This is a genomic window from Pseudomonas sp. PAMC 29040, assembly GCF_003994535.1.
GTDB classification, from domain to species: Bacteria; Pseudomonadota; Gammaproteobacteria; order Pseudomonadales; family Pseudomonadaceae; genus Aquipseudomonas; species Aquipseudomonas paraversuta.
Map to the genome: position 1 here is coordinate 87,541 of NZ_RZAA01000014.1, position 24,917 is coordinate 112,457.

25 protein-coding genes are annotated in these 24,917 nt (G+C 59.4%); 15 read left to right on the forward strand and 10 right to left on the reverse strand.

The annotated features are described in order from the left end of the window. Positions 1–65: 65 nt before the first annotated feature. Positions 66–743, reverse strand: coding sequence for a DNA-3-methyladenine glycosylase (locus WG29040_RS21900; protein ID WP_127196873.1), 678 nt, complete (start codon positions 741–743; stop codon positions 66–68). Between the two features lie 176 nt (positions 744–919). Between WG29040_RS21900 and WG29040_RS21905 the strand changes: the two genes are divergently transcribed. The 13 genes from WG29040_RS21905 (at position 920) to WG29040_RS21965 (ending at position 13,307) form a co-directional block, all read left to right on the forward strand. Continuing rightward, positions 920–2,191, forward strand: a complete 1,272-nt coding sequence (locus WG29040_RS21905) for a glutamate-5-semialdehyde dehydrogenase (RefSeq protein WP_003444207.1) — start codon at positions 920–922, stop codon at positions 2,189–2,191. A 25-nt stretch (positions 2,192–2,216) separates the two neighbouring features. Then, complete coding sequence (nadD, locus tag WG29040_RS21910; RefSeq protein WP_165878380.1) at positions 2,217–2,882, forward strand: nicotinate-nucleotide adenylyltransferase; 666 nt, start codon at positions 2,217–2,219, stop codon at positions 2,880–2,882. Positions 2,883–2,953: 71 nt separating this feature from the next. Beyond that, a complete protein-coding gene (gene rsfS, locus WG29040_RS21915) occupies positions 2,954–3,448 on the forward strand; it encodes a ribosome silencing factor (RefSeq protein WP_003444202.1) in 495 nt (164 codons plus the stop codon). A gap of 9 nt (positions 3,449–3,457) precedes the next feature. Continuing rightward, positions 3,458–3,925 carry a 23S rRNA (pseudouridine(1915)-N(3))-methyltransferase RlmH gene (gene rlmH, locus WG29040_RS21920; RefSeq protein ID WP_003444191.1) on the forward strand — a complete coding sequence of 156 codons (468 nt, stop codon included), beginning with the start codon at positions 3,458–3,460 and terminating at the stop codon, positions 3,923–3,925. Between the two features lie 12 nt (positions 3,926–3,937). Continuing rightward, positions 3,938–5,830 (forward strand): penicillin-binding protein 2, encoded by a 1,893-nt coding sequence (mrdA, locus tag WG29040_RS21925; protein WP_003444190.1) that lies wholly within the window; start codon positions 3,938–3,940, stop codon positions 5,828–5,830. A 34-nt stretch (positions 5,831–5,864) separates the two neighbouring features. Further along, positions 5,865–6,968, forward strand: coding sequence for a rod shape-determining protein RodA (gene rodA / locus WG29040_RS21930; protein WP_165439601.1), 1,104 nt, complete (start codon positions 5,865–5,867; stop codon positions 6,966–6,968). A 5-nt stretch (positions 6,969–6,973) separates the two neighbouring features. Then, positions 6,974–7,996, forward strand: coding sequence for a lytic murein transglycosylase B (gene mltB / locus WG29040_RS21935; RefSeq protein ID WP_177413000.1), 1,023 nt, complete (start codon positions 6,974–6,976; stop codon positions 7,994–7,996). After that, positions 7,996–8,982, forward strand: a complete 987-nt coding sequence (locus WG29040_RS21940) for a septal ring lytic transglycosylase RlpA family protein (protein ID WP_003444183.1) — start codon at positions 7,996–7,998, stop codon at positions 8,980–8,982. The genes mltB and WG29040_RS21940 overlap by 1 nt, the downstream gene beginning before the upstream one ends. A gap of 175 nt (positions 8,983–9,157) precedes the next feature. Beyond that, positions 9,158–10,315, forward strand: a complete 1,158-nt coding sequence (locus WG29040_RS21945; RefSeq protein WP_003444180.1) for a D-alanyl-D-alanine carboxypeptidase family protein — start codon at positions 9,158–9,160, stop codon at positions 10,313–10,315. Positions 10,316–10,393: 78 nt separating this feature from the next. Beyond that, entirely contained in the window at positions 10,394–10,669 is a 276-nt protein-coding gene (locus tag WG29040_RS21950) for a DUF493 domain-containing protein (protein WP_003444178.1), read from the forward strand. Further along, the gene (gene lipB / locus WG29040_RS21955) at positions 10,669–11,316 is read left to right on the forward strand and encodes a lipoyl(octanoyl) transferase LipB (protein WP_003444175.1); all 648 of its coding nucleotides are present in this window, start codon (positions 10,669–10,671) and stop codon (positions 11,314–11,316) included. The genes WG29040_RS21950 and lipB overlap by 1 nt, the downstream gene beginning before the upstream one ends. A 1-nt stretch (position 11,317) precedes the next feature. Further along, positions 11,318–12,358: a lipoyl synthase gene (gene lipA, locus WG29040_RS21960; RefSeq protein WP_060696818.1), complete on the forward strand. Its 1,041-nt coding sequence runs from the start codon at positions 11,318–11,320 to the stop codon at positions 12,356–12,358. A gap of 4 nt (positions 12,359–12,362) precedes the next feature. Further along, positions 12,363–13,307, forward strand: coding sequence for an LD-carboxypeptidase (locus WG29040_RS21965; protein ID WP_010655475.1), 945 nt, complete (start codon positions 12,363–12,365; stop codon positions 13,305–13,307). A gap of 17 nt (positions 13,308–13,324) precedes the next feature. Here WG29040_RS21965 and WG29040_RS21970 read toward each other — a convergent pair whose 3' ends face one another. The 5 genes from WG29040_RS21970 to leuS form a co-directional block, all read right to left on the reverse strand. Beyond that, positions 13,325–14,635 (reverse strand): lytic murein transglycosylase, encoded by a 1,311-nt coding sequence (locus WG29040_RS21970; protein WP_003444168.1) that lies wholly within the window; start codon positions 14,633–14,635, stop codon positions 13,325–13,327. A gap of 50 nt (positions 14,636–14,685) precedes the next feature. After that, the gene (gene arfA / locus WG29040_RS21975; protein ID WP_003444166.1) at positions 14,686–14,835 is read right to left on the reverse strand and encodes an alternative ribosome rescue factor ArfA; all 150 of its coding nucleotides are present in this window, start codon (positions 14,833–14,835) and stop codon (positions 14,686–14,688) included. Positions 14,836–14,925: 90 nt separating this feature from the next. After that, positions 14,926–15,963, reverse strand: coding sequence for a DNA polymerase III subunit delta (holA, locus tag WG29040_RS21980; RefSeq protein ID WP_003444164.1), 1,038 nt, complete (start codon positions 15,961–15,963; stop codon positions 14,926–14,928). A gap of 43 nt (positions 15,964–16,006) precedes the next feature. After that, positions 16,007–16,612 (reverse strand): LPS assembly lipoprotein LptE, encoded by a 606-nt coding sequence (gene lptE, locus WG29040_RS21985; protein ID WP_127196874.1) that lies wholly within the window; start codon positions 16,610–16,612, stop codon positions 16,007–16,009. A gap of 90 nt (positions 16,613–16,702) precedes the next feature. Continuing rightward, the gene (gene leuS, locus WG29040_RS21990) at positions 16,703–19,309 is read right to left on the reverse strand and encodes a leucine--tRNA ligase (RefSeq protein WP_003444158.1); all 2,607 of its coding nucleotides are present in this window, start codon (positions 19,307–19,309) and stop codon (positions 16,703–16,705) included. A 233-nt stretch (positions 19,310–19,542) separates the two neighbouring features. Here leuS and WG29040_RS21995 point away from each other — a divergent pair, with 233 nt between their 5' ends. Then, on the forward strand, positions 19,543–19,830 hold the full coding sequence (locus WG29040_RS21995) for a hypothetical protein (protein ID WP_003444155.1): 288 nt from the start codon (positions 19,543–19,545) through the stop codon (positions 19,828–19,830). Positions 19,831–19,981: 151 nt separating this feature from the next. After that, complete coding sequence (locus WG29040_RS22000) at positions 19,982–20,743, forward strand: YdcF family protein (protein WP_127196875.1); 762 nt, start codon at positions 19,982–19,984, stop codon at positions 20,741–20,743. A gap of 128 nt (positions 20,744–20,871) precedes the next feature. Here the strand turns inward: WG29040_RS22000 and lnt are convergent, their stop codons facing one another. From lnt to WG29040_RS22020, 4 genes are read right to left on the reverse strand one after another with little or no spacing between them, the layout of a single operon-like run. After that, positions 20,872–22,395, reverse strand: a complete 1,524-nt coding sequence (gene lnt / locus WG29040_RS22005; protein ID WP_010655478.1) for an apolipoprotein N-acyltransferase — start codon at positions 22,393–22,395, stop codon at positions 20,872–20,874. Positions 22,396–22,416: 21 nt separating this feature from the next. Beyond that, a complete protein-coding gene (locus WG29040_RS22010; RefSeq protein WP_003444149.1) occupies positions 22,417–23,256 on the reverse strand; it encodes an HlyC/CorC family transporter in 840 nt (279 codons plus the stop codon). A 38-nt stretch (positions 23,257–23,294) separates the two neighbouring features. After that, positions 23,295–23,756 carry an rRNA maturation RNase YbeY gene (gene ybeY, locus WG29040_RS22015; RefSeq protein WP_003444147.1) on the reverse strand — a complete coding sequence of 154 codons (462 nt, stop codon included), beginning with the start codon at positions 23,754–23,756 and terminating at the stop codon, positions 23,295–23,297. Beyond that, on the reverse strand, positions 23,749–24,768 hold the full coding sequence (locus WG29040_RS22020) for a PhoH family protein (protein ID WP_003444145.1): 1,020 nt from the start codon (positions 24,766–24,768) through the stop codon (positions 23,749–23,751). The genes ybeY and WG29040_RS22020 overlap by 8 nt, the downstream gene beginning before the upstream one ends. Between the last annotated feature and the right edge of the window lie 149 nt (positions 24,769–24,917).

A 24,917-nucleotide genomic window follows, 5' to 3' on the forward strand; every position in this document is an offset into this window, starting at 1 on the left:
TTTTAATCGTTGTTTCAATCGTCTGCAGATGCGAGCTCTGCGTTGCTGTGTTGAACAGCTTGCTCCTACAGAGGGGGCGGGTTTTCCAACACTATATAGTCGCGCCCCTCAACCTGGCCGCGGCGCAGTGGGTTGCGGGTGCAGTACGCGGTGTAGTCGGCATCGACAAATCGGTACAGCAAATGCTCGTCCCGGCCATGGGGTATGCCCAGGCGGGTGGTTTGAATGATCTGCGACGGCACCTCTGAGACGTCATCGACCCGTAAACGTTCGGGATCGAAACATTTTGCATCCCAGTCAGGTACTTTCAGCCCCAATGCTTTGCACAGCAGGGTTTGCCCCGCGCAGAGTTTCTGGTCCGGGCGTGGCCGGCCCTGGGTGTCCGGGTTGTTGAGTCGCATCCGGGCCAGGCTGGCCGGGCCGGACAACGGGTCCTGCCAGGGGTAGGCCGACTTGATCAGTACCGCGTTGCCGGGGCCCTGGGCACTGAAGTTCAGCGAGTCGCCGCCCCGTGCGTAGTACATATAGATGTGGCCACCATCGAAAAACAGCGCCTTGCGCTTTTCGGTGTAGCCCAGGGACGCGTGGCTGCCCTTGTCTGCGCAGTAATAGGCTTCGGTTTCGATGATCCGCGCGCTAAGCCACAAACCGTCAACCCGGTGACGAATGACTTTTCCCAACAGTTCGCGAGCGAGCAGCTGGGCGTCGCGATTGAAAAAAGTATCGGGCAACGTGATTGGCATCTTCAGGGCGGTCAGCAGATGGCTAAAAAGTCGCCAATCATAGCAAGGGATGCTTAATCGGGGCTGAACACTGTGTATTTACGGCCGATTTCGACCATCCGCCTGTCACCGCTGTGCGTGAGACGGCGCGACAGCTATAATCGGCCGCTTTCCTCCCTGCCAAGACCCTTGAGACCATGACTGAGTCCGTTCTTGACTACATGACCCGCCTGGGTCGCGCTGCTCGCGAAGCCTCCCGCGTGATCGGCCGCGCCAGCACGGCGCAGAAAAACCGTGCCCTGCACGGCGCTGCCGACGCCCTGGATGCGGCCCGTTCGGAGCTGGTTGCGGCCAACGAACTGGACCTGGCCGCCGGCCGGGCCAATGGCCTTGAGCCAGCCATGCTGGAGCGCCTGGCGCTGACCCCTGCCCGTATCGACAGCATGATTGTCGGTTTGCGTCAGGTGGCAAGCTTGCCGGACCCCGTCGGGGCCATTCGTGACATGAGCTATCGCCCCTCGGGTATCCAGGTGGGCAAGATGCGCGTGCCGCTGGGAGTAGTCGGAATCATCTACGAGTCGCGTCCGAACGTGACCATCGATGCCGCCAGCCTGTGTCTCAAGTCGGGCAATGCCACCATTCTGCGTGGCGGCTCCGAGGCGATTCACTCCAACCGTGCGATAGCCATCTGCATCCAGCGAGGTCTGGCCGAGGCCGGACTGCCGCCGGCAGTGGTACAGGTGGTTGAAACCACCGACCGGGCTGCGGTCGGCGCGCTGATCACTATGCCCGAGTACGTGGACGTGATTGTGCCCCGTGGCGGCAAAGGCCTGATCGAACGGGTCAGCCGTGATGCCAAGGTGCCGGTCATCAAGCACCTTGACGGCATTTGCCATGTCTATGTCAGTGCCCGCGCTGATCTGGCCAAGGCCCAGCGCATCGCGTTCAACGCCAAGACCTACCGTTACGGGATCTGCGGGGCGATGGAAACCCTGCTGGTGGATCAGACCGTCGCTGCGCAGTTTTTGCCGGCAATGGCCGAACAGTTCCGCACCAAGGGCGTCGAGCTGCGCGGTTGCGAACGTACCCGGGCGTTGATCGACGTGCTGCCGGCCACCGAAGATGACTGGAGCACCGAGTATCTGGATGCGATTTTGTCGATCCTGATCGTCGACGGTCTGGACCAGGCGATTGAGCACATCAATCACTACGGCTCCCATCACACCGACTCGATCGTCACCGAACATCAGGGCGACGCCCGGCGTTTTATGGCCGAAGTCGACTCCAGTTCAGTGATGCTCAACACCCCGACCTGCTTCGCCGATGGATTTGAGTACGGATTGGGTGCGGAGATTGGCATTTCTACTGATAAGCTGCACGCCCGCGGCCCGGTGGGTCTCGAAGGTCTGACCTGCGAGAAGTACATTGTGGTCGGTGACGGTCAGCTGCGCGGCCAGGAGCCGGTCTGACTTGGTTGACCTCAGTCCGTTAGTGGTGGCCCCGGCCATCGGCCTGTTACCCCTGCGCATTGGCGTTCTGGGTGGCACCTTCGATCCGGTGCACATCGGGCATTTGCGCGGTGGCCTGGAAGTGGCCGAAATGATGCAGCTCGACGAGTTGCGTCTGACTCCCAACGCCAGGCCGCCACATCGCGATACGCCCCAGGTGTCGGCGCTCGACCGTTTGGCGATGGTTGAGTGTGCTGTCGCTGGAGTAGCTACGCTGGTAGTGGATTCCCGGGAGCTGCAACGGGACACGCCGTCCTACACCATTGATACCCTGGAACTGATGCGGGCCGAGCTGGCCGCTGATGACCAGTTGTTTTTACTGCTGGGCTGGGACGCTTTTTGCGGCCTGCCTACGTGGCACCGCTGGGAGGATTTACTCCAGCATTGCCATATCCTGGTGCTACAGCGCCCGGATGCCGACAGCGAACCGCCGGATGCCTTGCGCAACCTGCTGGCAGCGCGCTCGGTGAGCGACCCGCTGGCCCTGAAGGGGCCTGGCGGACAGATTGCATTCGTCTGGCAGACGCCGCTCGCGGTATCCGCCACCCAGATCCGTCAACTGCTGGCCAGCGGTAAGTCGGTACGTTATCTGGTGCCCGACGCGGTCCTGGCCTACATCGATGCGCACGGACTTTACCGTGCGTCGAACTGAAAAGGCGCGTTTCAAGGCACGATTCAACGTGTATTGAAACGCCCGAACACATGAGCAAAACGAGTTTTTATATGACGAACAAAGACGTAAGCAAAGTAAAGCGCACAGGCAAAGCCAAAAGCGCTCCGCTGCCAGTTGAAAAATTCACCGGTGAGCCACTCAAGGGCGAAAAACTGGTTGAAGTAGCCGTTGCCGCTCTGGAAGACGTTAAGGGTCAGGACATCCAGATCATCGACGTGCGTGACAAGCACAGCATCACCGATTTCATGATCATCGCTACCGGTACTTCGAACCGTCAGATCGGCGCGATGCTGGACAAGGTTCGTGAGGCCGTCAAAGCGCTGGGCGTGAAGCCATTGGGCGAAGAAGGCAAGGGCGACAGCGACTGGGTCCTGCTGGATATGGACGACGTGATCGTGCACATGATGACTGCCAGTGCCCGTCAGTTCTACGACCTGGAACGCCTGTGGTCCGGCGCAGAACAGAGCCGTGCCCTGAACGCTGCTCACCACAGCCCGGAAAACACCCACGAGCACTTCATCAAGCTCAACAAAGACCAGGAATAAGGGTTCGTTGTGCGCTTGCGTCTGATCGCTGTCGGTTCGCGTATGCCCAAGTGGGTGGAAGAGGGTTGGCATGAATATGCCAAGCGTCTGCCATCCGAGCTGGCGCTTGAACTGGTAGAAATACCGCTCAATACCCGCGGCAAGAATGCTGACGTGGCTCGTTTTATCCGTCAGGAAGGCGAGGCCATGCTGGCCAAGGTCGGCCCGGGGGAGCGAATCGTTACGTTGGAAGTCCACGGCAAGCCGTGGAGCACCGAGCAGCTGGCGGTTGAGCTCGACCGCTGGCGCCTGGACTCGCGCACGGTGAACTTCATGGTCGGCGGCCCCGAAGGGTTGGCGCCTGAAGTTTGCGCGCGCGCCGATCAGCGCTGGTCGTTGTCGCCCTTGACGTTGCCGCACCCGTTAGTACGGATTCTGATTGGTGAACAGTTGTATCGCGCCTGGACAGTGTTGTCCGGGCACCCTTATCACAAATAGTCAGCGTCCCGAATGTCTCAGCCGATACGCCTCAAAGACCACGAGAAAGACGCACGCCTGGTGCGCGGACGAGTCGTGGTCGGCGCAATTGCGGTGGTGGTACTGATTTGCGTCCTGCTTGCACGCCTGTATTTTCTGCAGGTGGTGCAGTACGAGTACCACTCGACCCTGTCGGAAAACAACCGGGTGCATGTGCAGCCGATTCCACCGACCCGCGGCCTGATCTTTGACCGCAATGGCGTAGTGATCGCGGACAACCGTCCCAGTTTCAGCCTGACCATGACCCGTGAGCGTTCGGGCGATTCGCAGCAGGTGCTCGACGTTATCGTTGAAGTCCTGCAGCTCACGCCGGAAGATCGTGCGTTGTTTGAAAAACGCATGAAGCAGGGGCGCCGGCCGTTTGAGCCAGTGCCCATTCTGTTTGAGCTGAACGAAGAGCAGATCGCCCGGATTGCCGTGAACCAGTTCCGCCTGCCCGGGGTTGAGGTGGTTGCGCAACTGGTACGGCATTACCCGCAAGGCGCGCACTTTGCGCACTCGGTGGGTTACATGGGGCGGATCAACGAGAAAGAGCTTAAAACCCTCGATCCGGTCAATTACAGCGGCACCCATCACATCGGCAAAACCGGTATCGAACGCTTCTATGAAGCCGAGCTGCACGGTCAGGTGGGTTACGAAGAAGTTGAAACCAACGCCCGGGGCCGGGTATTGCGGGTGTTAAAGCGCACCGACCCGATTCCCGGCAAAGACATCGTGCTCAGCCTCGATATCAAGCTGCAAGAGGCGGCCGAAGAAGCACTTGCCGGTCGGCGCGGGGCGGTAGTTGCCCTGAATCCGATGACCGGTGAAGTGCTGGCCATGGTCAGTCAGCCAAGCTTTGACCCCAACCTGTTTGTCACCGGCATCAGCTTCAAGGCCTATGCCGAGTTGCGCGATTCGATTGACCGCCCGCTGTTCAACCGCATCTTGCGCGGCCTGTACCCGCCGGGCTCGACCATCAAGCCGGCAGTAGCGATTGCCGGTCTGGACAGTGGCGTGATCAATGCTTCGACCCGGGTCTACGATCCGGGCTATTACCAGTTGCCCAATTACGATCACAAGTACCGTAACTGGAACCGCACCGGTGATGGCTATGTCGACCTGGACACCGCGATCATGCGGTCCAACGACACCTATTTCTATGATCTGGCCCACAAGCTGGGCATCGATCGTTTGTCGACCTACATGAACCAGTTCGGTATCGGCCAAAAAGTCTCCCTCGACATGTTCGAAGAGTCGGCTGGCCTGATGCCGTCCCGGGAGTGGAAGCGCGCGACCCGGCGTCAGGCCTGGTTCCCGGGCGAGACCCTGATTCTGGGGATTGGTCAGGGTTATATGCAGTCCACGCCTCTGCAGCTGGCGCAGGCGACTGCGCTGATTGCCAGCAAGGGCAAGTGGATTCGCCCGCACCTGGCCAAAACCATTGAGGGCGTGGCGCCGGTCGATCCTAACCCGATGCCCGATATCATTCTTCGCGACCCGTCCAGCTGGGCCAAGGTCAGTCACGGCATGCAGCAAGTGGTGCACGGTGCCCGCGGCACTGCGCGGGTTGCAGGCGTCGGGGCGCAATACCTGATTGCCGGCAAGAGTGGTACGGCGCAGGTCGTGGCGATCAAGCAGGGTGAGAAGTACGACCGCTCCAAGGTTCAGGAACGTCACCGTGACCACGCCTTGTTTGTCGGCTTTGCCCCGGCCAACAACCCGCAAATTACCGTCTCGGTCATGATTGAAAACGGTGAGGCGGGCAGTCGGGTTGCCTCGCCGGTGGTGCGTAAGGTCATGGATGCCTGGTTGCTGGATGCTGACGGCAAGCTCAAACCCGAATACGCCAGCCCTTTAAAGGCAGAGGTTACGGCCAATGATTAGTAATTTTGACCGCATCCTCTCCAGTGAGGACGTGATGCGTCGACGTGCCACGCTGCTGCAGCGTTTGCATATCGATGGTCCGCTGCTGATTCTGCTCCTGACCCTGGCTGCGGGCAGTCTGTTTGTACTCTATTCGGCCAGCGGTAAAAGCTGGGACTTGCTGAGCAAACAGGCAACATCCTTCGGCATCGGCCTGGTGTCGATGTTTATCATCGCCCAGCTCGAGCCCCGCTTTATGGCGCGCTGGGTGCCGGTGGGCTACCTGGTCGGGGTGATGTTGCTGGTGGTGGTGGATGTCATGGGCCACAACGCCATGGGCGCTACGCGCTGGATCAACATACCGGGGGTCATTCGCTTCCAGCCCTCGGAGTTCATGAAGATTCTGATGCCGGCGACCATCGCCTGGTATCTGTCCAAACGCACGCTACCGCCACAACTCAAACACGTGGCAGTCAGTTTGCTGCTGATCGGCATTCCCTTTGGTCTGATCGTGCGTCAGCCCGACCTCGGCACCGCGCTGCTGGTTCTGGCGGGCGGCGCGTTCGTGCTGTTTATGGGTGGTTTGCGCTGGCGCTGGATTATCAGCGTGTTGGCGGCGGCCGTGCCGGTGGCAATTGCCATGTGGTTTTTCATCATGCATGACTACCAGAAGCAGCGAATCCTGACCTTTCTCGATCCTGAGAGCGATCCGCTGGGCACGGGCTGGAACATTATCCAGTCCAAGGCTGCCATCGGTTCGGGCGGGGTATTCGGCAAGGGCTGGCTGCTGGGCACCCAGTCGCACCTGGATTTTCTGCCTGAGAGTCACACCGACTTCATCATTGCGGTGATGGGGGAGGAGTTCGGTCTGGTGGGTATCTGTGCGCTGTTGTTGATCTACCTGTTGTTGATTGGTCGGGGCCTGGTGATTACCGCCCAGGCACAGACGCTGTTCGGCAAATTGCTGGCGGGCAGCCTGACCATGACGTTTTTTGTTTATGTTTTCGTCAACATCGGTATGGTCAGTGGCCTGTTACCGGTGGTGGGCGTGCCATTGCCGTTCATTAGTTACGGCGGAACTTCGCTCGTGACGCTGCTGTCAGCGTTTGGGGTTTTGATGTCGATCCACACTCATCGCAAGTGGATCGCACAAGTTTGATTAAGGTGAAGAATTCAATGCAAGTAATGCGTGGCTGGGCCGCTCGATACGCGTCCTGGATGGGCCTGCTGGGTCTGTTCGGGGCAGCGCAGGGCGCGGTGGCCGGCGACTATGAAGGCTCGCCCCAGGTGGCTGAGTTTGTCGGTGAAATGACTCGCGATTACGGGTTTGCCGGCGAGCAGCTGATGGCCGTGTTCCGTGATGCCGAGCGCAAGCAAAGCATCCTCGATGCGATCTCGCGTCCGGCGGAGCGGGTCAAACAGTGGAAGGAATACCGCCCGATCTTTATCTCTGACGCCCGTGTGGCCCGGGGTGTGGATTTCTGGCGCGAGCACGAAGCCGTGCTGGCCCGTGCCGAGAAGGAGTATGGGGTTCCGGCCCAGGTCATTGTGTCGATTATCGGTGTCGAAACCTTTTACGGGCGCAACACCGGTAGCTATCGGGTGATTGATGCGCTGTCGACCCTGGGTTTTGACTACCCGCCGCGCGCCGAGTTTTTCCGCAAGGAGTTGCGTGAATTTCTGCTGCTGACCCGCGAAGAACAAGTCGATCCGCTGAGCCTCAAGGGCTCTTATGCCGGGGCCATGGGGTTGCCGCAGTTCATGCCGAGCAGCTTTCGTGCCTACGCAGTGGACTTCGACGGCGATGGCCACATTAATATCTGGAGCAATCCGGACGACGCCATCGGCAGTGTTGCCAGTTACTTCAAGCGTCACGGCTGGGTGGCCGGTGAACCGGTGGTGGTGCGTGCCGACGTACAGGGCGACAGGGCAGATGAAGGCTTGACCCAGGGCATCGAACCGGTCAAAACCGTCGGGGAGTTGCGAGCGCTGGGCTGGTCGGGTCATGATGCGCTGCCGGACGACCTGCCGGTCACGGCGTTCCGTCTTGAAGGCGTCAATGGCCCTGAATACTGGATGGGCCTGAAGAATTTTTATGCGATCACGCGCTATAACCGCAGCGTGATGTACGCCATGGCAGTGCATCAACTGTCCGACTTGCTGGTTCAAGCACGGGGCAACAAGTAATGCCGTTTCTAGCAATCCGCACACCTCTTAAACTCGCAACCTGCGCCGCTATTGCGCTGCTGGTGGTGAGCTGCACCAGCAGTCGTCCGAACAGCCCGCAAAAGCCGACGGCCGTTGTTTCCAAACCGGGGCTGGACATCAACCGTGCCCACAAGGACGGTGCGCCGTGGTGGGACGTCGATGTTTCGCGCATCCCGGACGCGACGCCGACCCTGCACTCCGGTCCTTACAAGGCCGCGCCGTACTCGGTGCTGGGCAAGACCTACTTCCCGATGCAAGAGTCCAAGACCTACGTGGCCTCGGGCACTGCGTCCTGGTACGGCACCAAGTTCCATGGCCAGAACACCGCCAATGGCGAGGTTTATGACCTGTACGGCATGAGCGCGGCGCACAAGACCCTGCCACTGCCCAGCTATGTCAAGGTAACCAACCTGGATAACGGCAAGGCCGTGGTATTGCGGGTCAACGACCGTGGCCCGTTTTATTCGGACCGCATCATCGACCTGTCCTACGCAGCCGCCAAGAAACTGGGCTATGCCGAAACCGGCACCGCACGGGTCAAGGTTGAAGGCATTGACCCGCAAGCCTGGTGGGCGCAACGTGGGCGCCCGGCGCCATTGATGCTCAATGAGCCGAAAGTGGCCCAGAACACCGCCCCGACAGTGACGACCGGCAAGGTCGAGCAATGGACGCCGCCAGCCCAGCAGCATGCCGCCGATGTCGTGCCGGTCAGCCCGATGGTCAAAGGCCAGGGCACGTATTTGCAGGTTGGCGCTTTTGCCAATCCGGATGCCGCCGAGTTGCTTCGTTCCAAACTCAGTGGCATGGTCAGCGCTCCCGTGTTCATCAGCTCGGTTGTGCGTAATCAACAAACCTTGCACCGCGTTCGCATGGGGCCGATTGCCTCGGTAAATGAAGTGCAGCAGACACAAAACAGCGTGCGACTGGCCAATTTGGGCCAGCCGAGCGTTGTGACCGATCAGTAACACCGGTTAAAGCGTTGTGCCTCCAGGCCTGGGGGCGCAAACGCAGTTGCAAGGGCCAAGAACAAAAGCCCTTCGAGGGGCAGGTTTGCAACTGAATACGCGACAGCCAGTCAAACGGCTGTCAGAACAGTTTTGCCCGCGAGGGTAAGTTTCCATTAACAATTTCGAGAGACGGATGAACATCACCACCTTTGCCAAACGCCTGTGCCTGCTTGTCCCGCTGATCATCACCCCGGCTGCCTGGGCAGTCGAGATGATGCCGTCGCCGCCACAACTGGCTGCCAAGGCCTATGTCCTGATGGATGCCAACAGCGGTAACGTGCTGGTTGAAAACAACGGCGACCAGCGTCTGCCGCCGGCCAGCCTGACCAAGCTGATGACCGCTTACATCGCGACCCTGGAAATCCGTCGCGGCCAGATCGGCGAGAACGATCCGGTAACTGTCAGCGAGAACGCCTGGCGCACCGGTGGTTCGCGGATGTTCATCAAGGTAGGTACCCAGGTTTCGGTCAGCGACCTGCTGCACGGGATCATCATCCAGTCGGGTAACGATGCCAGCGTAGCCCTGGCCGAGCACATTGCCGGCAGCGAAGATGCGTTCGCCGACATGATGAACAAGACCGCCGGTGAGTTGGGCATGACCAACAGCCACTTCATGAACCCGACCGGCCTGCCGAACCCGGATCACTATTCGTCTGCCCACGACATGTCGTTGCTGGCACGCGCGATCATCCACGAAGATCCGACTCACTACGCGATCTACTCGCAGAAAGAGTTCTTCTGGAACGGTATCAAGCAGCCTAACCGCAACCTGTTGCTGTGGCGCGACAAGACCGTTGATGGTCTGAAAACCGGTCACACCGACGAAGCCGGCTACTGCATGGTGTCTTCGGCTGTTCGCGATGGCATGCGTCTGATTGCTGTGGTATTCGGTACCAACAGCGAAGCGGCACGTGCTGCTGAAACCCAGAAGCTGCTGACCTACGGTTTCCGTTTCTTCGAAACCCAGACCTTCTACCAGAAGGGTGTTGAACTGGCTCAGGCTCCTGTCTGGAAAGGCACCACCAATCAGGTCAAAGCCGGTCTGGCTGAAGATTTGACCCTGACCCTGCCTAAAGGCCAATTGAAAAAGCTGGCTGCAAGCATGACCATGAATCCTCAGCTGATGGCGCCTATTGCCAAAGGCGACGTGATCGGCAAGGTTGAAGTCAAACTTGACGACAAGGTCGTGCACAGCGCTGACCTGATTGCACTTGAGCCTGTCGAGGAAGGTGGTATTTTCCGACGCGTATGGGACAGCATCCGTCTATTCTTTTACGGCTTGTTCAACTGATTGCACTCACCTGTATGACCCCGCGCTTACCCTGCGCGGGGCACGTATGTAGTTCTGGGCTTACGAGGCCGATACGCCATGACCGATACCGAAGTAAAGGCGCCAAAGATCGAATTTCCGAACGTTGATTATCCGGTTAAGGTGATCAGCGACACGGGTGTGGGCAATAAGGACAAGATCATCGATATCGTGAAAAAGCACGCGACGGTAAACGATGATCGTGTTGACGAGCGCCAGAGCACCAATGGCAAGTACACCACGATCCAGTTGCACATCGTTGCGACCGATCAGGACCAGCTGTACAACATCAACAGCGAACTGCGAGCCACCGGCTTCGTGCACATGGTGCTTTGATGTCGCAGGTGCTGGGTATTCGCGAGCTGGGTGTGGCCGACTATGAGTCCACCTGGCTGGCGATGAAGCACTTTACCGACGGTCGCGACAAGCACACGGCGGACGAAGTCTGGCTGGTGCAGCATCCGCCGGTATTTACCCAGGGGCAGGCAGGCAAGGCCGAACATCTGCTGCTGCCGGGGGATATCCCGGTGGTCAAGTCCGACCGCGGTGGCCAGGTGACCTACCACGGTCCCGGGCAGCTGGTCGCATACCTGATGCTCGACGTACGGCGCCTCGGTTTTGGCGTACGTGATCTGGTTACCCGGATCGAGCATTGCCTGATCGACCTGCTCGCCAGCTACGGCGTGACCGCCGCAGCCAAACCTGATGCGCCAGGGGTGTATGTTGAGGGGGCTAAAATCGCCTCCCTGGGCCTGCGAATTCGCAATGGCTGCTCTTTCCACGGCCTGGCACTGAATGTGGACATGGACCTGGAACCGTTTCGACGGATTAACCCCTGTGGCTATGCGGGGCTGGCGATGACCCAGTTGCGTGACCATGCAGGGCCGATTGAATTTGCCGAGGTAGGTGCCCGGCTGCGTACGCAGCTCGTCAAACACCTCGACTATGCTGAGCAGACGACCCTTACGGGCGGAATTGATTGATATGACTACTGCGCAAGACGCTGTTCAAACCCTGATCCCTACGCTGGATATCTCAGAACGTGTGGCCCGTGCGAACGAGGCCCGTTCCAAGGTCGAGACCGGCGTTAAATTGCGCGGTGCCGAGAAGGTTGCGCGTATCCCGGTAAAAATCATTCCGACCACCGAGCTGCCGAAGAAACCGGACTGGATTCGCGTGCGCATCCCGGTCTCGCCGGAGGTCGACCGCATCAAGGCGCTGCTGCGCAAGCACAAGCTGCACAGCGTATGCGAAGAAGCATCCTGCCCGAACCTGGGCGAATGCTTCTCGGGTGGTACCGCGACCTTCATGATCATGGGTGACATCTGCACCCGTCGCTGCCCGTTCTGCGACGTTGGCCACGGCCGGCCGAAGCCGCTGGACGTGAATGAACCGCAAAGCCTGGCGATTGCCATCGCTGACCTGGGCTTGAAGTACGTGGTGATCACCTCGGTGGACCGTGACGACCTGCGTGATGGCGGTGCCCAGCACTTTGCCGACTGCATCCGCGAAATCCGCAAGTTGTCGCCGAACGTGCTGCTCGAGACCCTGGTGCCCGATTACCGTGGCCGGATGGACGTGGCACTGGAAATCACTGCTGCCGAGCCGCCTGATGTGTTCAACCATAACCTCGAAACCGTGCCGCGCCTGTACAAGGCTGCACGTCCGGGTTCTGACTATCAGTGGTCGCTGACCTTGCTGCAGCGCTTCAAGCAAATGATGCCGCACATCCCGACCAAATCCGGCCTGATGCTGGGTCTGGGCGAGACGGACGAAGAAGTCATTGAAGTGATGAAGCGCATGCGCGAACACGACATCGACATGCTGACCCTGGGCCAGTACCTGCAACCGTCGCGCAGCCACTTGCCGGTACAGCGTTTCGTGCACCCGGACGTATTCGCCTGGTTTGCCGAAGAAGGCTACAAAATGGGCTTCAAAAACGTGGCGTCGGGCCCTCTGGTACGTTCGTCGTACCACGCCGACGAACAGGCCAAGCTGGTCAAGACCATGTTGGTAGGCGCCTGACTCCATGAATAGCCGGCTCACCGCGCAGGTGTCTTACAAGGCCCACAGCGCGGTGCCCGCGCTTCCCGCTGGCGGGGTGATCGCCCTGATCGCCCCGGCAGGTCCCGCCGAACTGGATCTCGAACTCGCCACCCAATGGATGGCCGCACGCGGCTATCAGCTTCGGGTATTGCCGGGGGTGTGGGAAAAGGATGGCTATCTTGCAGGTTCAGACGCTGTTCGCTTGCGTGATTTGCACGATGCGTTTGCGGATGAAAGTGTTGATGCCATTTTCTGTTTGCGCGGTGGCTATGGCAGCCCGCGCCTGCTGGCAGGTATCGATTTTGCGTTGCTGCGCCGCAACCCCAAGCCTTTTGTGGGGTACAGCGACATCACCGCGCTGCATCTGGCGATCACCCGTTATGCAGGCTTCGTGACCTTTCACGGGGCAATGCTGAACGCCGATTTGCTGGGTAACAAGCTGGAGCCGACCGAGTCCGGTTTATGGCAGATGTTGAGCGGACAGCAATCGCCCGTCCTGGAGCATCCGCCAGCCTTTGCCCTGACCACCCTGGCCCCGGGCAGTGCCAGCGGCCGCTTGCTGGGCGGCAACCTGTCGATGATCTGCGCCACCATCGGTTCAGCGTTTGAGCTGGATGATGAAGGCATCATTCTGTTTATCGAAGACGTCAACGAGCCTTTGTACCGGGTCGATCGCCTGCTTACGCACTTGCGTCTGGCAGGTAAGCTGAATCGGCTGCGTGGTGTTCTGGTGGGGGATTTCGCCGGGGTTGATAGCGTGGCGCTGCACCGGCTGCTCCAGCAGGAGCTGGGGCCTTTGGGCATACCGGTACTGGCTGGCTGGCGCAGCGGGCATTGCAATCCAAACCTGACGTTGCCACTGGGGGCTCAGGTCAGGCTGGATGCGGACCAACAGCAGCTGGTGCTCGAACAGCCAGTTGTAACCTGACCCTTACCCCTTCGCACCTACTGGCGCAAACTCTCCAGCAACTTGTGACTCGGGTAGCCGTCTGCCGGCCAGCCCAGGGCTTGCTGTGCGCTGCGGATTGCTTTGCGGGTGTTGGCACCAATGATGCCATCGGCATTGCCGGCATCGTAGTTGCGCTGGCTGAGCAGGGTTTGCAGCTCGACACGCTCGGAACGGCTCAGCGGTCGCTCATCTTTTGGCCACTCGCCCAAAATAACCCCGCCGCCGTTGAAGCGCTCGGACAACAGGCCCACGGCCAGTGCATAGGACGATGAGTTGTTGTAGCGCAGAATGGCGCGGAAGTTATCCAGCACCAGGAAGGCCGGGCCCCGGTAACCGGCAGGCAGTAGCAGGGTGGCACTCAGCTGTTCGGAGCCGGCAGGCAAGGTGGCGCTGCCTGTCAGTGAAACGCCCAGTTTCTGCCATTCGCCGACGCTTTTTCTGATCGCGCCATCAGCCAGTGCATAGTCGAAACCGGCGGGCAGTCTGACTTCAAAACCCCAGGGCTGGCCTTGCTTCCAGCCGGAGCTCTGCAAATAGTGGGCGGTCGATGCCAGGGCATCCGCCGAGCTGTTCCAGATATCCCGACGGCCGTCACCATCGAAATCCACTGCGTGGGTTTCATAGGTGGTCGGAATGAACTGGGTCTGGCCCATGGCACCGGCCCAGGAGCCGAGCATCTTGTCGGGGGTTACATCGCCTTCCTGGATGATCTTCAGTGCGGCGATCAGTTGGCTCTGCGCAAATTCCGGACGGCGCCCTTCGTAGGCCAGGGTGGCCAGTGAGCGAATCACTGACTTATTGCCCTGGAACGTACCGAAGTTGCTTTCCATGCCCCATACCGACACCAGGGCCTGGCGATCAACGCCATAACGCTGCTCGATCTGGCTCAGCAGTTCGGCGTTTTGTTCCAGCAGGCGCTGGCCATTACGCACGCGCAACGGCGATAGCGCGCCATCGAGGTATTCCCACACCGGACGGCTGAACTCGGGCTGGCTGCGGTCGGCCTTGATCACGCTCATGTCGGGGGTGAGGCCGCTAAAGGCGTTATCGAACACCTCGGGGCGGATCCCGGCCTTGAGTGCCTGCTCGCGGAAGTTGGCTTGCCACTCGCTGAAGCTTTGGGCAGGGGCAATGACGGGCATGTCGGCGATGGCCACACCAGGGGTCGCCACGGGAGCGGCGGGTGTGACAGGCAGAGGCTGAGCATCGGCTGCGGTGGGCTTTTCTGCGCAGGCGACTAGAAGAATGACGCTGGAAGCAGCGATCAGTTGGCGCATCGGCCAACCACGTTTATGACTTAGGGGCATGCGCAGGTCCAGGTAATGCAAAACAGATGCAGACCTTATCATCCCCGCCGTCAGGCAGCCAGAAAGTAAAAAGCCTCCCGGTCTCTCGACTGGAAGGCTTCGCGGCGGTAGCTGCCTTTGCCTTTGGCGGGGCGTTCCTGGCGGCTGCGGAACAAGGGTTGGGCGACGATGGATTTGGCCTTGTTGGGGCGCTTGCTCATGGCATTTGCTCTCGCTTGGTTTGAACAGACGCAAATCATCGGCCAGATTTTTTGCGTTGTCCAGTACCGTCAAAGCCAGCTGCCGCAGGATTATTCCGCAGGTAGATTCAGTCGTTGCCCACACATCAGCAGTGTTAATCGACTCAGGCTGCTCCAGGCGGACCCGCCTGCCTGCCCCTTGATTTGTGCGTCGATGCGTTGCGCGTCCATCAGCAGTTGTGCCCAGCGTTGCGCTGAATAGCGTTGCAGGGCTTTGCTCATCAACGGTTTGCGCTTGTCCCAGACGGGCGGTCGGGCCTGGCTGAAGGCTTTGTCCAGCGGGATGCCCTGGCTGTATTGCAGCGCAATATTGGCCAGCACCCGGAGTTCGCGGGCCAGTGCCCACAAGATGACCGGCGGCTCAACACCCTCGCCGCGCAGGCCTTCGAGCATGCGCAGGGCGTGGGCTGCCTCGCCATTGAGTACGGCATCGACCAGGCCAAACACATCAAACCGCGCGCTGTCAGCCACTGCAGCCTGTACGGTTTCGACGGTGATCTGGCCTTCTTCAGCCATCAGCTTGAGCTTTTCGACTTCTTGCGCGGCTGCCAGCAGGTTGCCTTCGACCCGTGCCGCAATCAGTTCGACAGCGTCCTGGCTGGCGGACAGGCCCGCCTGAGACAAGCGCTGGCGAATCCATTGCGGCAACTGACTGGCATCCACTGGCCAGATCTGTACGAACTGGGTTTGCGGGCCCTCGATCAGTGCTTTGCCCCATTTGGTCTTCTGTGCGCTGCCATCGAGCTTGGGCAGGCTGACGAGCAATAAAGTGTCTTCGGCAGGGCGCGAGCAGTATTCGATCAGGGCAGCTGCGCCTTTGTCTCCGGGCTTGCCTGAAGGCAGGCGCAGTTCCAGCAGACGCTTTTCGGCAAACAGCGACATGCTGGCGCCCGCTTGCAACAACGAACCCCAGTCAAAACTGGCGTCGGCGCTGAAAACCTGGCGCTCATCGAAACCTTGCTGGCGTGCAGCGCTGCGAATGGCATCGGCCGCTTCCTGGCACAGCAGCGGGTCATCGCCGCTGACGATGTAGACCGGGGCAAGGCTGCCTTGCAGGTGTTTGGCGAGTTGGGCGGGGGCGAGTTTCATAGGGGCTTGATAGATAGCGGGGCGCCTGAGCGCCCCGTATGCCTTACTGGTTTTGCAGTTCGAGTGGCGACTGTTGAGGGGTTGCCTCTTGAGCCTTGCGTGCAGCGTCGAGGGCTGCGGCCTCGGCCCGGGCCTTCTCGTCAGCGATCTTTTGCAGATCGGCCAGGCGTTCTGGTGTCAGTTGCTCAAGACGCAGGACCATTTGTTGCACGAGATCGCGGCGCATTTCCTTGCGAGCCATTGCCGCTTCCTGGGCGGAACCGGTGATGTTGCTCGGGTCCTGCAGGTAAATCTTGTGCACTTCTAGCTTGTTGTTGAGCAATGCCAGATTGTTATTACCCTGAATCTCGTAGTTAAGTACGTTCGTCAGTTCATATTCGACCGAGTTACCGGTACCGGCGTAGCTGGCTGCACGCTGGGATTCTTGTTCGTTGGTCAGTATCAGTTTGTAAGGTGCGCTGGCGGTGATTTTAACGCCGCTGTTTTCCAGCGTCTGGCGCAGCTCGCGCACAGTATCGCCGTAGGCGTTACGCGCGGTGAGATCAAGCTCGGTGATTGTCAGCTGATTGGTGCCGGTACCGCGCAGCTGGAAGCCGCAGGCACTCAACAGAACAGCGAGACCCATCACCAGCAAATTGCGTTTGATCATGTGTAGCTCCCCTTGAAACCAGATAGGCCGACTGAGCGGCCCTGAAGGTTTTATTGGGCGCCCGCACTGGGGGCGGGCGCCTGTTCCAATTTAGCTGGCGACGATATTGACCAGTTTGCCTGGCACAACGATCACTTTGCGGATCGTCAGGCCTTCGGTAAAGCGCAGCACGTTTTCGTTGGTGCGGGCAGCCGCCTCAACGTCTTCACGGCTGGCGCCGGCCGGCATCTCGATATGACCGCGCAATTTGCCATTGACCTGGATAACCAGCTGCAAGGTGTCTTGAACCAGTGCATTTTCGTCCAGCGTCGGCCATGGCGCGTCGATGACTGCTCCGGCGTGGCCCAGCTGGTTCCACAGCTCATGGCTGATGTGCGGCGTGATGGGGGCCAGCACCAATGCAACTGTCTCAAGGCCTTCCTGCAGCAAGGCGCGATCCTGTTCGGTGGCTTGCGGTGCTTTTTCGAGCACGTTCATCACGGTCATCACCTGGGCAACGGCAGTGTTGAATTTGTGATGCTGACCGACATCCAGGCTGGCTTGCTTGATGGCCTGGTGGATAGCGCGACGGATTACTTTTTGCCCGTCGTTCAGGGTAGCGATGTCCAGTGCTTGCGGCAGGCCCTGGCCAACGTGGGCGTGAGCCAGGCGCCATACGCGCTTGAGGAAACGGTGTGAACCTTCAACACCCGAATCCGACCACTCCAGGCTGGCGTCAGGCGGCGATGCAAACATCATGAACAGGCGGCAGGTATCGGCGCCGTATTGTTCGATCATGGATTGCGGGTCAACGCCGTTGTTCAGCGACTTGGACATCTTCTGCGTGCCGCCGATTTCCACCGGCAGACCGTCGCTCTTCAGCGTGGCGCCGATGATCTTGGCCTTGGCGTCACGTTCGATGACAACGTCGTCAGGGTTGAAGAAGTCCTTGCCGCCGTTGTCCAGCGTACGGAAGTAAGTGTCGGCGATCACCATGCCCTGGGTCAGCAGGTTCTTGAACGGCTCGTTGGAGCTCACCAGGCCTTCGTCGCGCATCAGCTTGTGGAAGAAGCGTGCATAAAGCAGGTGCAGGATGGCGTGTTCGATACCGCCAATGTACTGATCAACCGGTAGCCAGTGGTCAGCCGCCGACTTTTCAACCAGGCCGCCTTCATAGTGGGGTGAGGCGTAGCGGGCGTAGTACCACGACGACTCGACGAAGGTGTCCATCGTGTCGGTTTCGCGTTTGGCCGGTGCGCCGCATTTAGGGCAGCTGCACTCGTAGAACTCAGGCATGCGCGCCAATGGAGAGCCGGCGCCATCGGGCACGACGTCTTCCGGCAGCACTACAGGCAACTGGTCTTGTGGTACCGGAACGTCACCGCAGGTATCGCAGTGCACGATCGGGATCGGGCAGCCCCAGTAACGTTGGCGGCTGATGCCCCAGTCGCGCAGGCGGAACTGGGTGCGGGATTGACCCAGGCCTTTGGCGGTCAGGGCCGCTTCCATGGCGTCGAATGCAGCCTGGAAGTCCAGACCGTCGAATTCGCCGGAATTGATCAGGAGGCCGTGTTCGTTATAAGCCGCTTGCCACGGAGCCGGTGTCTCGTCGCCAGCGCTGGTGCGAACAACTGGCTTGATCGGCAAGTTGTACTTGGTGGCGAACTCGAAATCGCGCTCGTCATGTGCCGGAACAGCCATGACTGCGCCATCGCCGTAATGCATCAATACGTAGTTGGCGACCCATACCGGGAGCTTTTCACCGGTCAGCGGGTGCTTGACGAACAGCGGGGTTGGCAGGCCCTTTTTCTCCTGGGTCGCCATGTCGGCTTCGGCAACACTGCCGCCCTTGCATTCAGCGATGAACGCTTGCAGCTCGGGATTGCCTTGTGCAGCCTGGGTCGCCAGCGGGTGCTCGGCAGCCACGGCCACGTAAGTCGCGCCCATCAGGGTGTCTGGACGGGTGGTGAAAACTTTGAGCGTACCCGCTTCGCCGATGGAGTCGACGTCGTAGGGGAACTGCACTTCCATGCCGCGGGATTTGCCAATCCAGTTGCGCTGCATGGTTTTGACCTGCTCCGGCCAGCCGGGCATGTCATCGAGGCCTTCAAGCAGTTCATCTGCGTAGGCAGTGATCTTGAAGTAGTACATCGGGATTTCGCGCTTCTCGATCACCGCGCCGGAACGCCAGCCGCGGCCGTCGATCACTTGCTCGTTGGCCAGAACGGTCTGGTCAACCGGGTCCCAGTTCACGGTGCCGTTTTTACGATAGATCACGCCTTTTTCGAACAGGCGAGTGAACAGCCATTGTTCCCAGCGGTAGTAATCGGGCTTGCAGGTAGTGATTTCCCGGGACCAGTCCACAGCCAGGCCGAGACTGCGCAGCTGGGTTTTCATGTAGGCAATGTTTTCGTAGGTCCACTTGGCCGGCGCGACGTTGTTCTTCATCGCGGCGTTTTCGGCAGGCATGCCGAAGGCGTCCCAGCCCATGGGCTGCAGGACGTTTTTGCCAAGCATGCGCTGGTAACGGGAGATCACGTCACCGATGGTGTAGTTACGCACATGCCCCATGTGTAGCTTGCCGCTTGGGTACGGGAACATCGATAGGCAGTAGTAGGTTTCCTTGCCTAGATCTTCGCTGACTTCGAAGGACTTTTGGTTGTCCCAGAATGATTGGGCGGCGGCTTCTATTTCACGGGGCTGATATTGTTCGTGCATGGCTACTTGTACTAATAAAGGGTGGCCTAATCCTCTTCAACTTATACCGGCTATTGTGTTGCCCGGTCAGGTTGGAGCAGGGGTTACAGGAAGTCCCGTAGCATACATGACCCCACTCTATCGAGGGAAACCCTGATTGCCTCATCACTCCGTTGGTCGCAGCAGCACGCTGGTTTTTGAAGCGCAGCTAAACTCTGCGAGGGGAAGAACTATTTCCTTAATGAGGTGAACGGATGGCAGAGACGCAACGCAAAGCTATAAAAACGCAGGTGTATGAGCGGCTGATTGATCGTTTGAGTGTGGCTCTTGATTCAGCAAACACGGCAGTTCGATTACGAGACGAACGTCCTGTCGAGCTGGAACTGCGTGGTTTGAGTCGTGCCGAGTTGGAGTTGATCAACGTCTATTTGAACCGGATCGGGCGTGAGGCTGATGGACGCTCGCAAGGCAGCATGAACGAACGGGATACCCGCCCCAAGGCCAAGGTCATCTGGCTGAAGGACAGGGTACAGGGAGTATAGGGGCACTCGGCGTTTCGGCCGGCCCATGATGCAAACTGTGTCACGACACAGGTACCCTCGGTATGACGTAACAGGTGTTTGAGTTTTTGACCTGCCCTGTTGATGCGTCGCTTTAACCCCCTTAGGCTTCGGGCATCTGTGGAGATGCCCGATGCCTATTCGATATTTCGTTAAACAACTTCTTTTACCCCCCGGAATTCTCTTGCTGTTGCTGGTGCTCGCCTGGTGGCTACGTAGCACCCGTCCGCGGCTGGCCGCCGTGCTGTTTGCATTGGGGGTAGGCGGTTTGTGGCTGATGAGTTTGCCGGTGGTCGTGCAATGGGGCGCCCGCGCGATCGAGCGTGAGCCGGCATTGGCCCCCAGCGAATGGTCGACCCTGGCCGGGCGTGCGGATGCCATTGTGGTGCTCGGCTCCGGACGCGAGCGGGGTGACCCTGCATGGGGCAGCGACCAGCCCACGGCAATGGGCCTGGAGCGCCAGCGTTATGCCGCCCGGCTGGCCAAGGCTTCGGGTTTGCCGGTATTGACCACGGGTGGCCTGCATTACGGCACACCGCCCAGTGAGGCACAGATGATGGCGGACTCGTTGCGCGATGATTTCGGGGTGCAAGTACGCTGGAAGGAAGAGCAAAGCCGGACCACGTGGGAAAACGCACAGATGACGGCCGACATCCTTCTGGCGCAAGGCATCAGGCGGGTAGTGGTGGTCACCCAGGCCTGGCATATGCCGCGTTCGGTGTGGAGTTTTCAACAGGCAGGGTTTGAGGTAGTGCCGGCCCCGGTCGGTTTCCTCAGCGCTGATAGCGAGAGACCGCTGGGTGGCTGGATGCCAGAGTACAAATCGTTCTGGCAGTCCGGGCTGTTGCTTAATGAAGCGGTGGGGCAGATTGCCTACCCCTGGTTGTATCGCTGACTGCACAGTGCTTTTTTGCGGGAGCTGGCTTGGCAGCGTGCAGGAAGTTCGATTTATCCTGCCGGCTGTGGCGACTCCATCGCTGACAAGCCGGCTCCCACAATATTCCTTTTAGCTGTGCTTGCGCATCACACCGTCTTGGCAATCCGGCTGGTGATCAGTGCCCAGCCTAACAGCAGGCAGCACAAAATGATCAGTGGCCATGAGCGCCATTGCAGATAAGGCGTGAGGTTGTGCATCGGCACCACTTCGCCGTACATGATGCCGCGCTCGAATTGCGGAATTTGTGTGGTGATTTGCCCGTTCGGGTCAATCAGTGCAGTGACACCATTGTTGGTTGCCCGAATCATCCAGCGCCCGGCCTCAAGCGCGCGCATTTGCGCCATCTGCAGATGTTGTAGCGGACCAATCGAGGTGCCGAACCAGGTGTCGTTGCTGATGGTCAACAAAATATCGCTCTGGGCGGCAAGGCCGGCCACGAATTCCGGGTACACCACTTCATAGCAAATCAGCGGCGCGATCTGATAGCCCTTGGCTTGCAGCATGGCCTGGTCGGCCGGCCCGCGAGCAAAGTCGGACATCGGCAGATCAAAGAACGCAATGACCCCGCGCAGCACGTCCTGAAGCGGAACGTATTCGCCAAACGGCACCAGCTTCTGCTTCAGATAGCTGCCATCCCCCTCGCCAACGGCGGTGATACCATTGAAATAGCGCGATTCATGGCGCACTTCCTGGCGAATCGGCACGCCGGTAATCAGCGCTGAATTCCGCTCGGCAGCAAAGCGGCTCATCATGCTCAGGAAGCCTTCGGCGTTCTCCTTGAGCACCGGGACCGCTGTTTCTGGCCAGATAATCAGGTCGGCCCGTTTAGAGCTGAATGTCATGTCGCGGTACAGCGCCAGCTGTGCATCAAGCTGTGCCGGGTCCCATTTCATGCTTTGTTCGATGTTGCCCTGAATCGCCGCAACACTCAGCGGGTCACCCGAGGGGCTGGTCCAGGCGTGATGCTTGAGCGCCATGCCGATGCCCCACGGACCGATCAGCAGCGCGGCCCCGGCAACCACAAAGGCTTTGTTTTTGGCCTTGATCAGGCGTGGCAAGTTGCACAACAAGGCTGCGGTCAGTGCCAGAGTGAAGGAAATCAGCCACATGCCTCCCAGCGGGGCAAGCCCGGCCAGAGGTCCGTCAAGTTGGCTGTAACCCGAATAGAGCCAGGGGAAACCGGTGAGGAACCAGCCGCGAAAGGCTTCCTGGACCACCCACAGCGCCGCAAACGCCAGCGTGTCCGCCAGTGGAGCTTCATTGCGCCGGATCCAGCGTGCCCAGATCCAGGCTGGCAGGGCGAAGAACCAGGCAATTGCCGCCGTAAAGGCCAGCATCAACAGTCCCGCCAGCAGCACGGATGCGCCACCAAAGTGGTGAATGCTGTAGTAAATCCAGCTGGTGCCGGCGCCGAAGAGGCCAAAGCCATAACACCAGCCACGGCCCAGCGCCTGTTTTGGCGACAGGTCGCGCAGACCGAGATAGAACAAGGCCAGGGCTACCAGTGCCAGTGGCCAGATATCGAAGGGGGCCAACGCCAGGGTTGTCAGTGCGCCGGCCACCACGGCCAGCAAGTTACCGGGCCAGCCGGGGGGTGTTATCCAGCGCATTTCAATCCTTAGGGTTTGGGTTTAGCGGGCAATAGGCGTCAGACGAATCAAATGAATCCGGCGGCTGTCAGCATTCAGGATGCGGAAGCGGTAAGGACCTATTTCAGTGATTTCGTTGCGTTTTGGCAAGTGCCCGAATGCACTCATGACCAGGCCGCCCACGGTGTCGAATTCATCGTCGGAGAATTCGCTGTCGAAGAACTCGTTGAAGTTCTCGATGGGGGTCAGGGCCTTGATCAGGAAGTCGCCGCTGGGCAGCGGTTTGATATAGCTGTCTTCTTCAACATCGTGCTCGTCTTCGATATCGCCGACGATTTGCTCCAGCACGTCTTCAATCGTCACCAGACCGGCCACACCGCCGTATTCGTCAATCACGATGGCCATGTGGTTATGGTTGGCGCGGAACTCGCGCAACAGTACGTTAAGGCGCTTGGACTCAGGGACAAAGGTCGCCGGACGCAGCAAATCCTTGATGTTGTACTTGTCGCCGTTCTCTTGAAGGATCAGCGGCAGCAGGTCTTTGGCCAGGAGGACGCCCAGGACGTCGTCGTGACTTTCGCCGATCACCGGGTAGCGCGAGTGCGCCGCATCGATGATCGCCGGGAGAAACTCGCGGGGTGTCTGGGTCGCCTTGATGCTGATCATCTGCGAGCGCGGAACCATGATGTCCCGTACCTGCAGGTCAGCCACCTGGATGGCGCCTTCGACGATGGCCAGTGCTTCACTGTCCAGCAGTTTGTTCTGGTGTGCTTCGCGCAGCAGCTCAAGCAGCTCCTGGCGGTTTTTCGGCTCATGGGCAAAGGCCTGGGTCAGTTTACCTAACCATGACTTTTGCCCGTTGCTCGATCGGTCTTCGCTCATAGCGATTTACTCGTATCCCTTGGTAGTTTTAGTGGGTGTTAATCAGCTTCGTCGTCTGCATAGGGGTCAGGGTGACCCAGCTCTGCAAGCAACGTTCGTTCCAGCGCTTCCATCTCTTCGGCTTCTTCATCTTCTATATGGTCGTAACCCAGAAGATGCAAGCAGCCGTGAATCACCAGGTGAGCCCAGTGGGCGTCCAGCGCCTTGCCTTGCTCTGCCGCTTCGCGCTCAACCACCGCAACACAAATCACCAGATCACCGAGTAACGGAATATCCAGGAATTCGTCTGGCACGTCGGCCGGGAAGGACAGAACGTTGGTTGCGTAGTCTTTCTGGCGCCAGGTGCGATTGAGTTCACGGCCTTCGGCTTCGTCGACCAGGCGAATGGTCATTTCCGAGTCGGCAGTACGTTGGCGCAAAGCCAGTTCGCACCATTGGCGGAACCGGGCTTCGTCGGGGGCAGGCGCATCAGTGGCCCGTTGCAGGTCAAGCTCAAGCATCGCGGCGGTAATCCTTTGCAGCGGGCAGTGCGGCCAGCTTGTCTGCAGCTTCCTGTTCATAGCGCCCGTAGGCTTCTACGATGCGCTGCACCAGAGGATGGCGCACGACATCTTTGGACTGGAAGTGGGTGAAACTGATGCCCGGTACATCCTTGAGCACTTCGATGACATGGTTGAGCCCGGACTTGGTGCCTTTTGGCAGGTCAATCTGGGTAATGTCACCGGTGATCACGGCGGTAGAGCCGAAGCCGATACGGGTCAGGAACATTTTCATTTGCTCGACGGTGGTGTTCTGGCTTTCGTCGAGAATGATGAAGCTGTTGTTCAGCGTGCGACCGCGCATATAGGCCAGGGGCGCCACTTCAATGACCTGGCGTTCGATCAGCTTGGCCACATATTCAAAGCCCAGCATCTCGTACAGCGCGTCATACAGCGGGCGCAGATACGGGTCGATTTTTTGCGACAGGTCCCCGGGCAGGAAGCCGAGCTTTTCGCCCGCTTCGACCGCCGGGCGCACCAGCAGGATGCGGCGGATTTGCTCGCGCTCCAGAGCATCCACGGCACAGGCCACGGCCAGGTAGGTCTTGCCGGTACCGGCCGGGCCAATGCCGAAGTTGATGTCGTTACCCAGGATTTCTTTGACGTAGCGCTGCTGGTTGATGCCGCGAGGGCGAATCATGCCCTTTTTGGTGCGCAAAGCGATGCTGGCTTCAGCCACCGGGTTGCTGTCCAGGTCTTCTACTGCTGATTCTTGCAGGAACAGATGCACCATGTCCGGCGAAAGCTCGGAAGCCTTGGTTTCGCGGTACAGGCGGCGCAGCAGGTTTTCTGCGGAGGAGGTCAGTTTGGGGTCGCCGATCAATTCGAATTGATTGCCGCGATTGCGGATTTCGATCGTGAGACGTTGTTCGATCAAGCGCAAATGCTCGTCGAATTGTCCGCACAGATTGGCGAAGCGGCGAGCCTCAAAAGGCTCAAGGAGAAAACGATGTGGTTCGATGGGTGCGTTCAAGGTCGTATTTAGCCGCCCTTAGGCAATTGAGATGAGTTGAAGGATAACGCTAGCAGACCTCGTACGAAAGGACTTCGCTAAATGTTTGACCTTCACTGCAGGAGCGAGCTTGCTTGCGAGCTTTTGAAAGCCGGCAGCTCGCTCCTGCA

Coding starts and splice junctions, on each gene's coding strand:
- WG29040_RS21900 (WP_127196873.1), bottom strand. CDS start 743: ATGCCAATCACGTTGCCCGATACTTTTTTCAATCGCGACGCCCAGCTG.
- WG29040_RS21905 (WP_003444207.1), top strand. CDS start 920: ATGACTGAGTCCGTTCTTGACTACATGACCCGCCTGGGTCGCGCTGCT.
- rsfS (WP_003444202.1), top strand. CDS start 2,954: ATGACGAACAAAGACGTAAGCAAAGTAAAGCGCACAGGCAAAGCCAAA.
- mrdA (WP_003444190.1), top strand. CDS start 3,938: ATGTCTCAGCCGATACGCCTCAAAGACCACGAGAAAGACGCACGCCTG.
- rodA (WP_165439601.1), top strand. CDS start 5,865: ATGCGTCGACGTGCCACGCTGCTGCAGCGTTTGCATATCGATGGTCCG.
- WG29040_RS21940 (WP_003444183.1), top strand. CDS start 7,996: ATGCCGTTTCTAGCAATCCGCACACCTCTTAAACTCGCAACCTGCGCC.
- WG29040_RS21945 (WP_003444180.1), top strand. CDS start 9,158: ATGAACATCACCACCTTTGCCAAACGCCTGTGCCTGCTTGTCCCGCTG.
- WG29040_RS21950 (WP_003444178.1), top strand. CDS start 10,394: ATGACCGATACCGAAGTAAAGGCGCCAAAGATCGAATTTCCGAACGTT.
- lipB (WP_003444175.1), top strand. CDS start 10,669: ATGTCGCAGGTGCTGGGTATTCGCGAGCTGGGTGTGGCCGACTATGAG.
- lipA (WP_060696818.1), top strand. CDS start 11,318: ATGACTACTGCGCAAGACGCTGTTCAAACCCTGATCCCTACGCTGGAT.
- WG29040_RS21965 (WP_010655475.1), top strand. CDS start 12,363: ATGAATAGCCGGCTCACCGCGCAGGTGTCTTACAAGGCCCACAGCGCG.
- WG29040_RS21970 (WP_003444168.1), bottom strand. CDS start 14,635: ATGCCCCTAAGTCATAAACGTGGTTGGCCGATGCGCCAACTGATCGCT.
- arfA (WP_003444166.1), bottom strand. CDS start 14,835: ATGAGCAAGCGCCCCAACAAGGCCAAATCCATCGTCGCCCAACCCTTG.
- holA (WP_003444164.1), bottom strand. CDS start 15,963: ATGAAACTCGCCCCCGCCCAACTCGCCAAACACCTGCAAGGCAGCCTT.
- lptE (WP_127196874.1), bottom strand. CDS start 16,612: ATGATCAAACGCAATTTGCTGGTGATGGGTCTCGCTGTTCTGTTGAGT.
- leuS (WP_003444158.1), bottom strand. CDS start 19,309: ATGCACGAACAATATCAGCCCCGTGAAATAGAAGCCGCCGCCCAATCA.
- WG29040_RS21995 (WP_003444155.1), top strand. CDS start 19,543: ATGGCAGAGACGCAACGCAAAGCTATAAAAACGCAGGTGTATGAGCGG.
- WG29040_RS22000 (WP_127196875.1), top strand. CDS start 19,982: ATGCCTATTCGATATTTCGTTAAACAACTTCTTTTACCCCCCGGAATT.
- lnt (WP_010655478.1), bottom strand. CDS start 22,395: ATGCGCTGGATAACACCCCCCGGCTGGCCCGGTAACTTGCTGGCCGTG.
- WG29040_RS22010 (WP_003444149.1), bottom strand. CDS start 23,256: ATGAGCGAAGACCGATCGAGCAACGGGCAAAAGTCATGGTTAGGTAAA.
- ybeY (WP_003444147.1), bottom strand. CDS start 23,756: ATGCTTGAGCTTGACCTGCAACGGGCCACTGATGCGCCTGCCCCCGAC.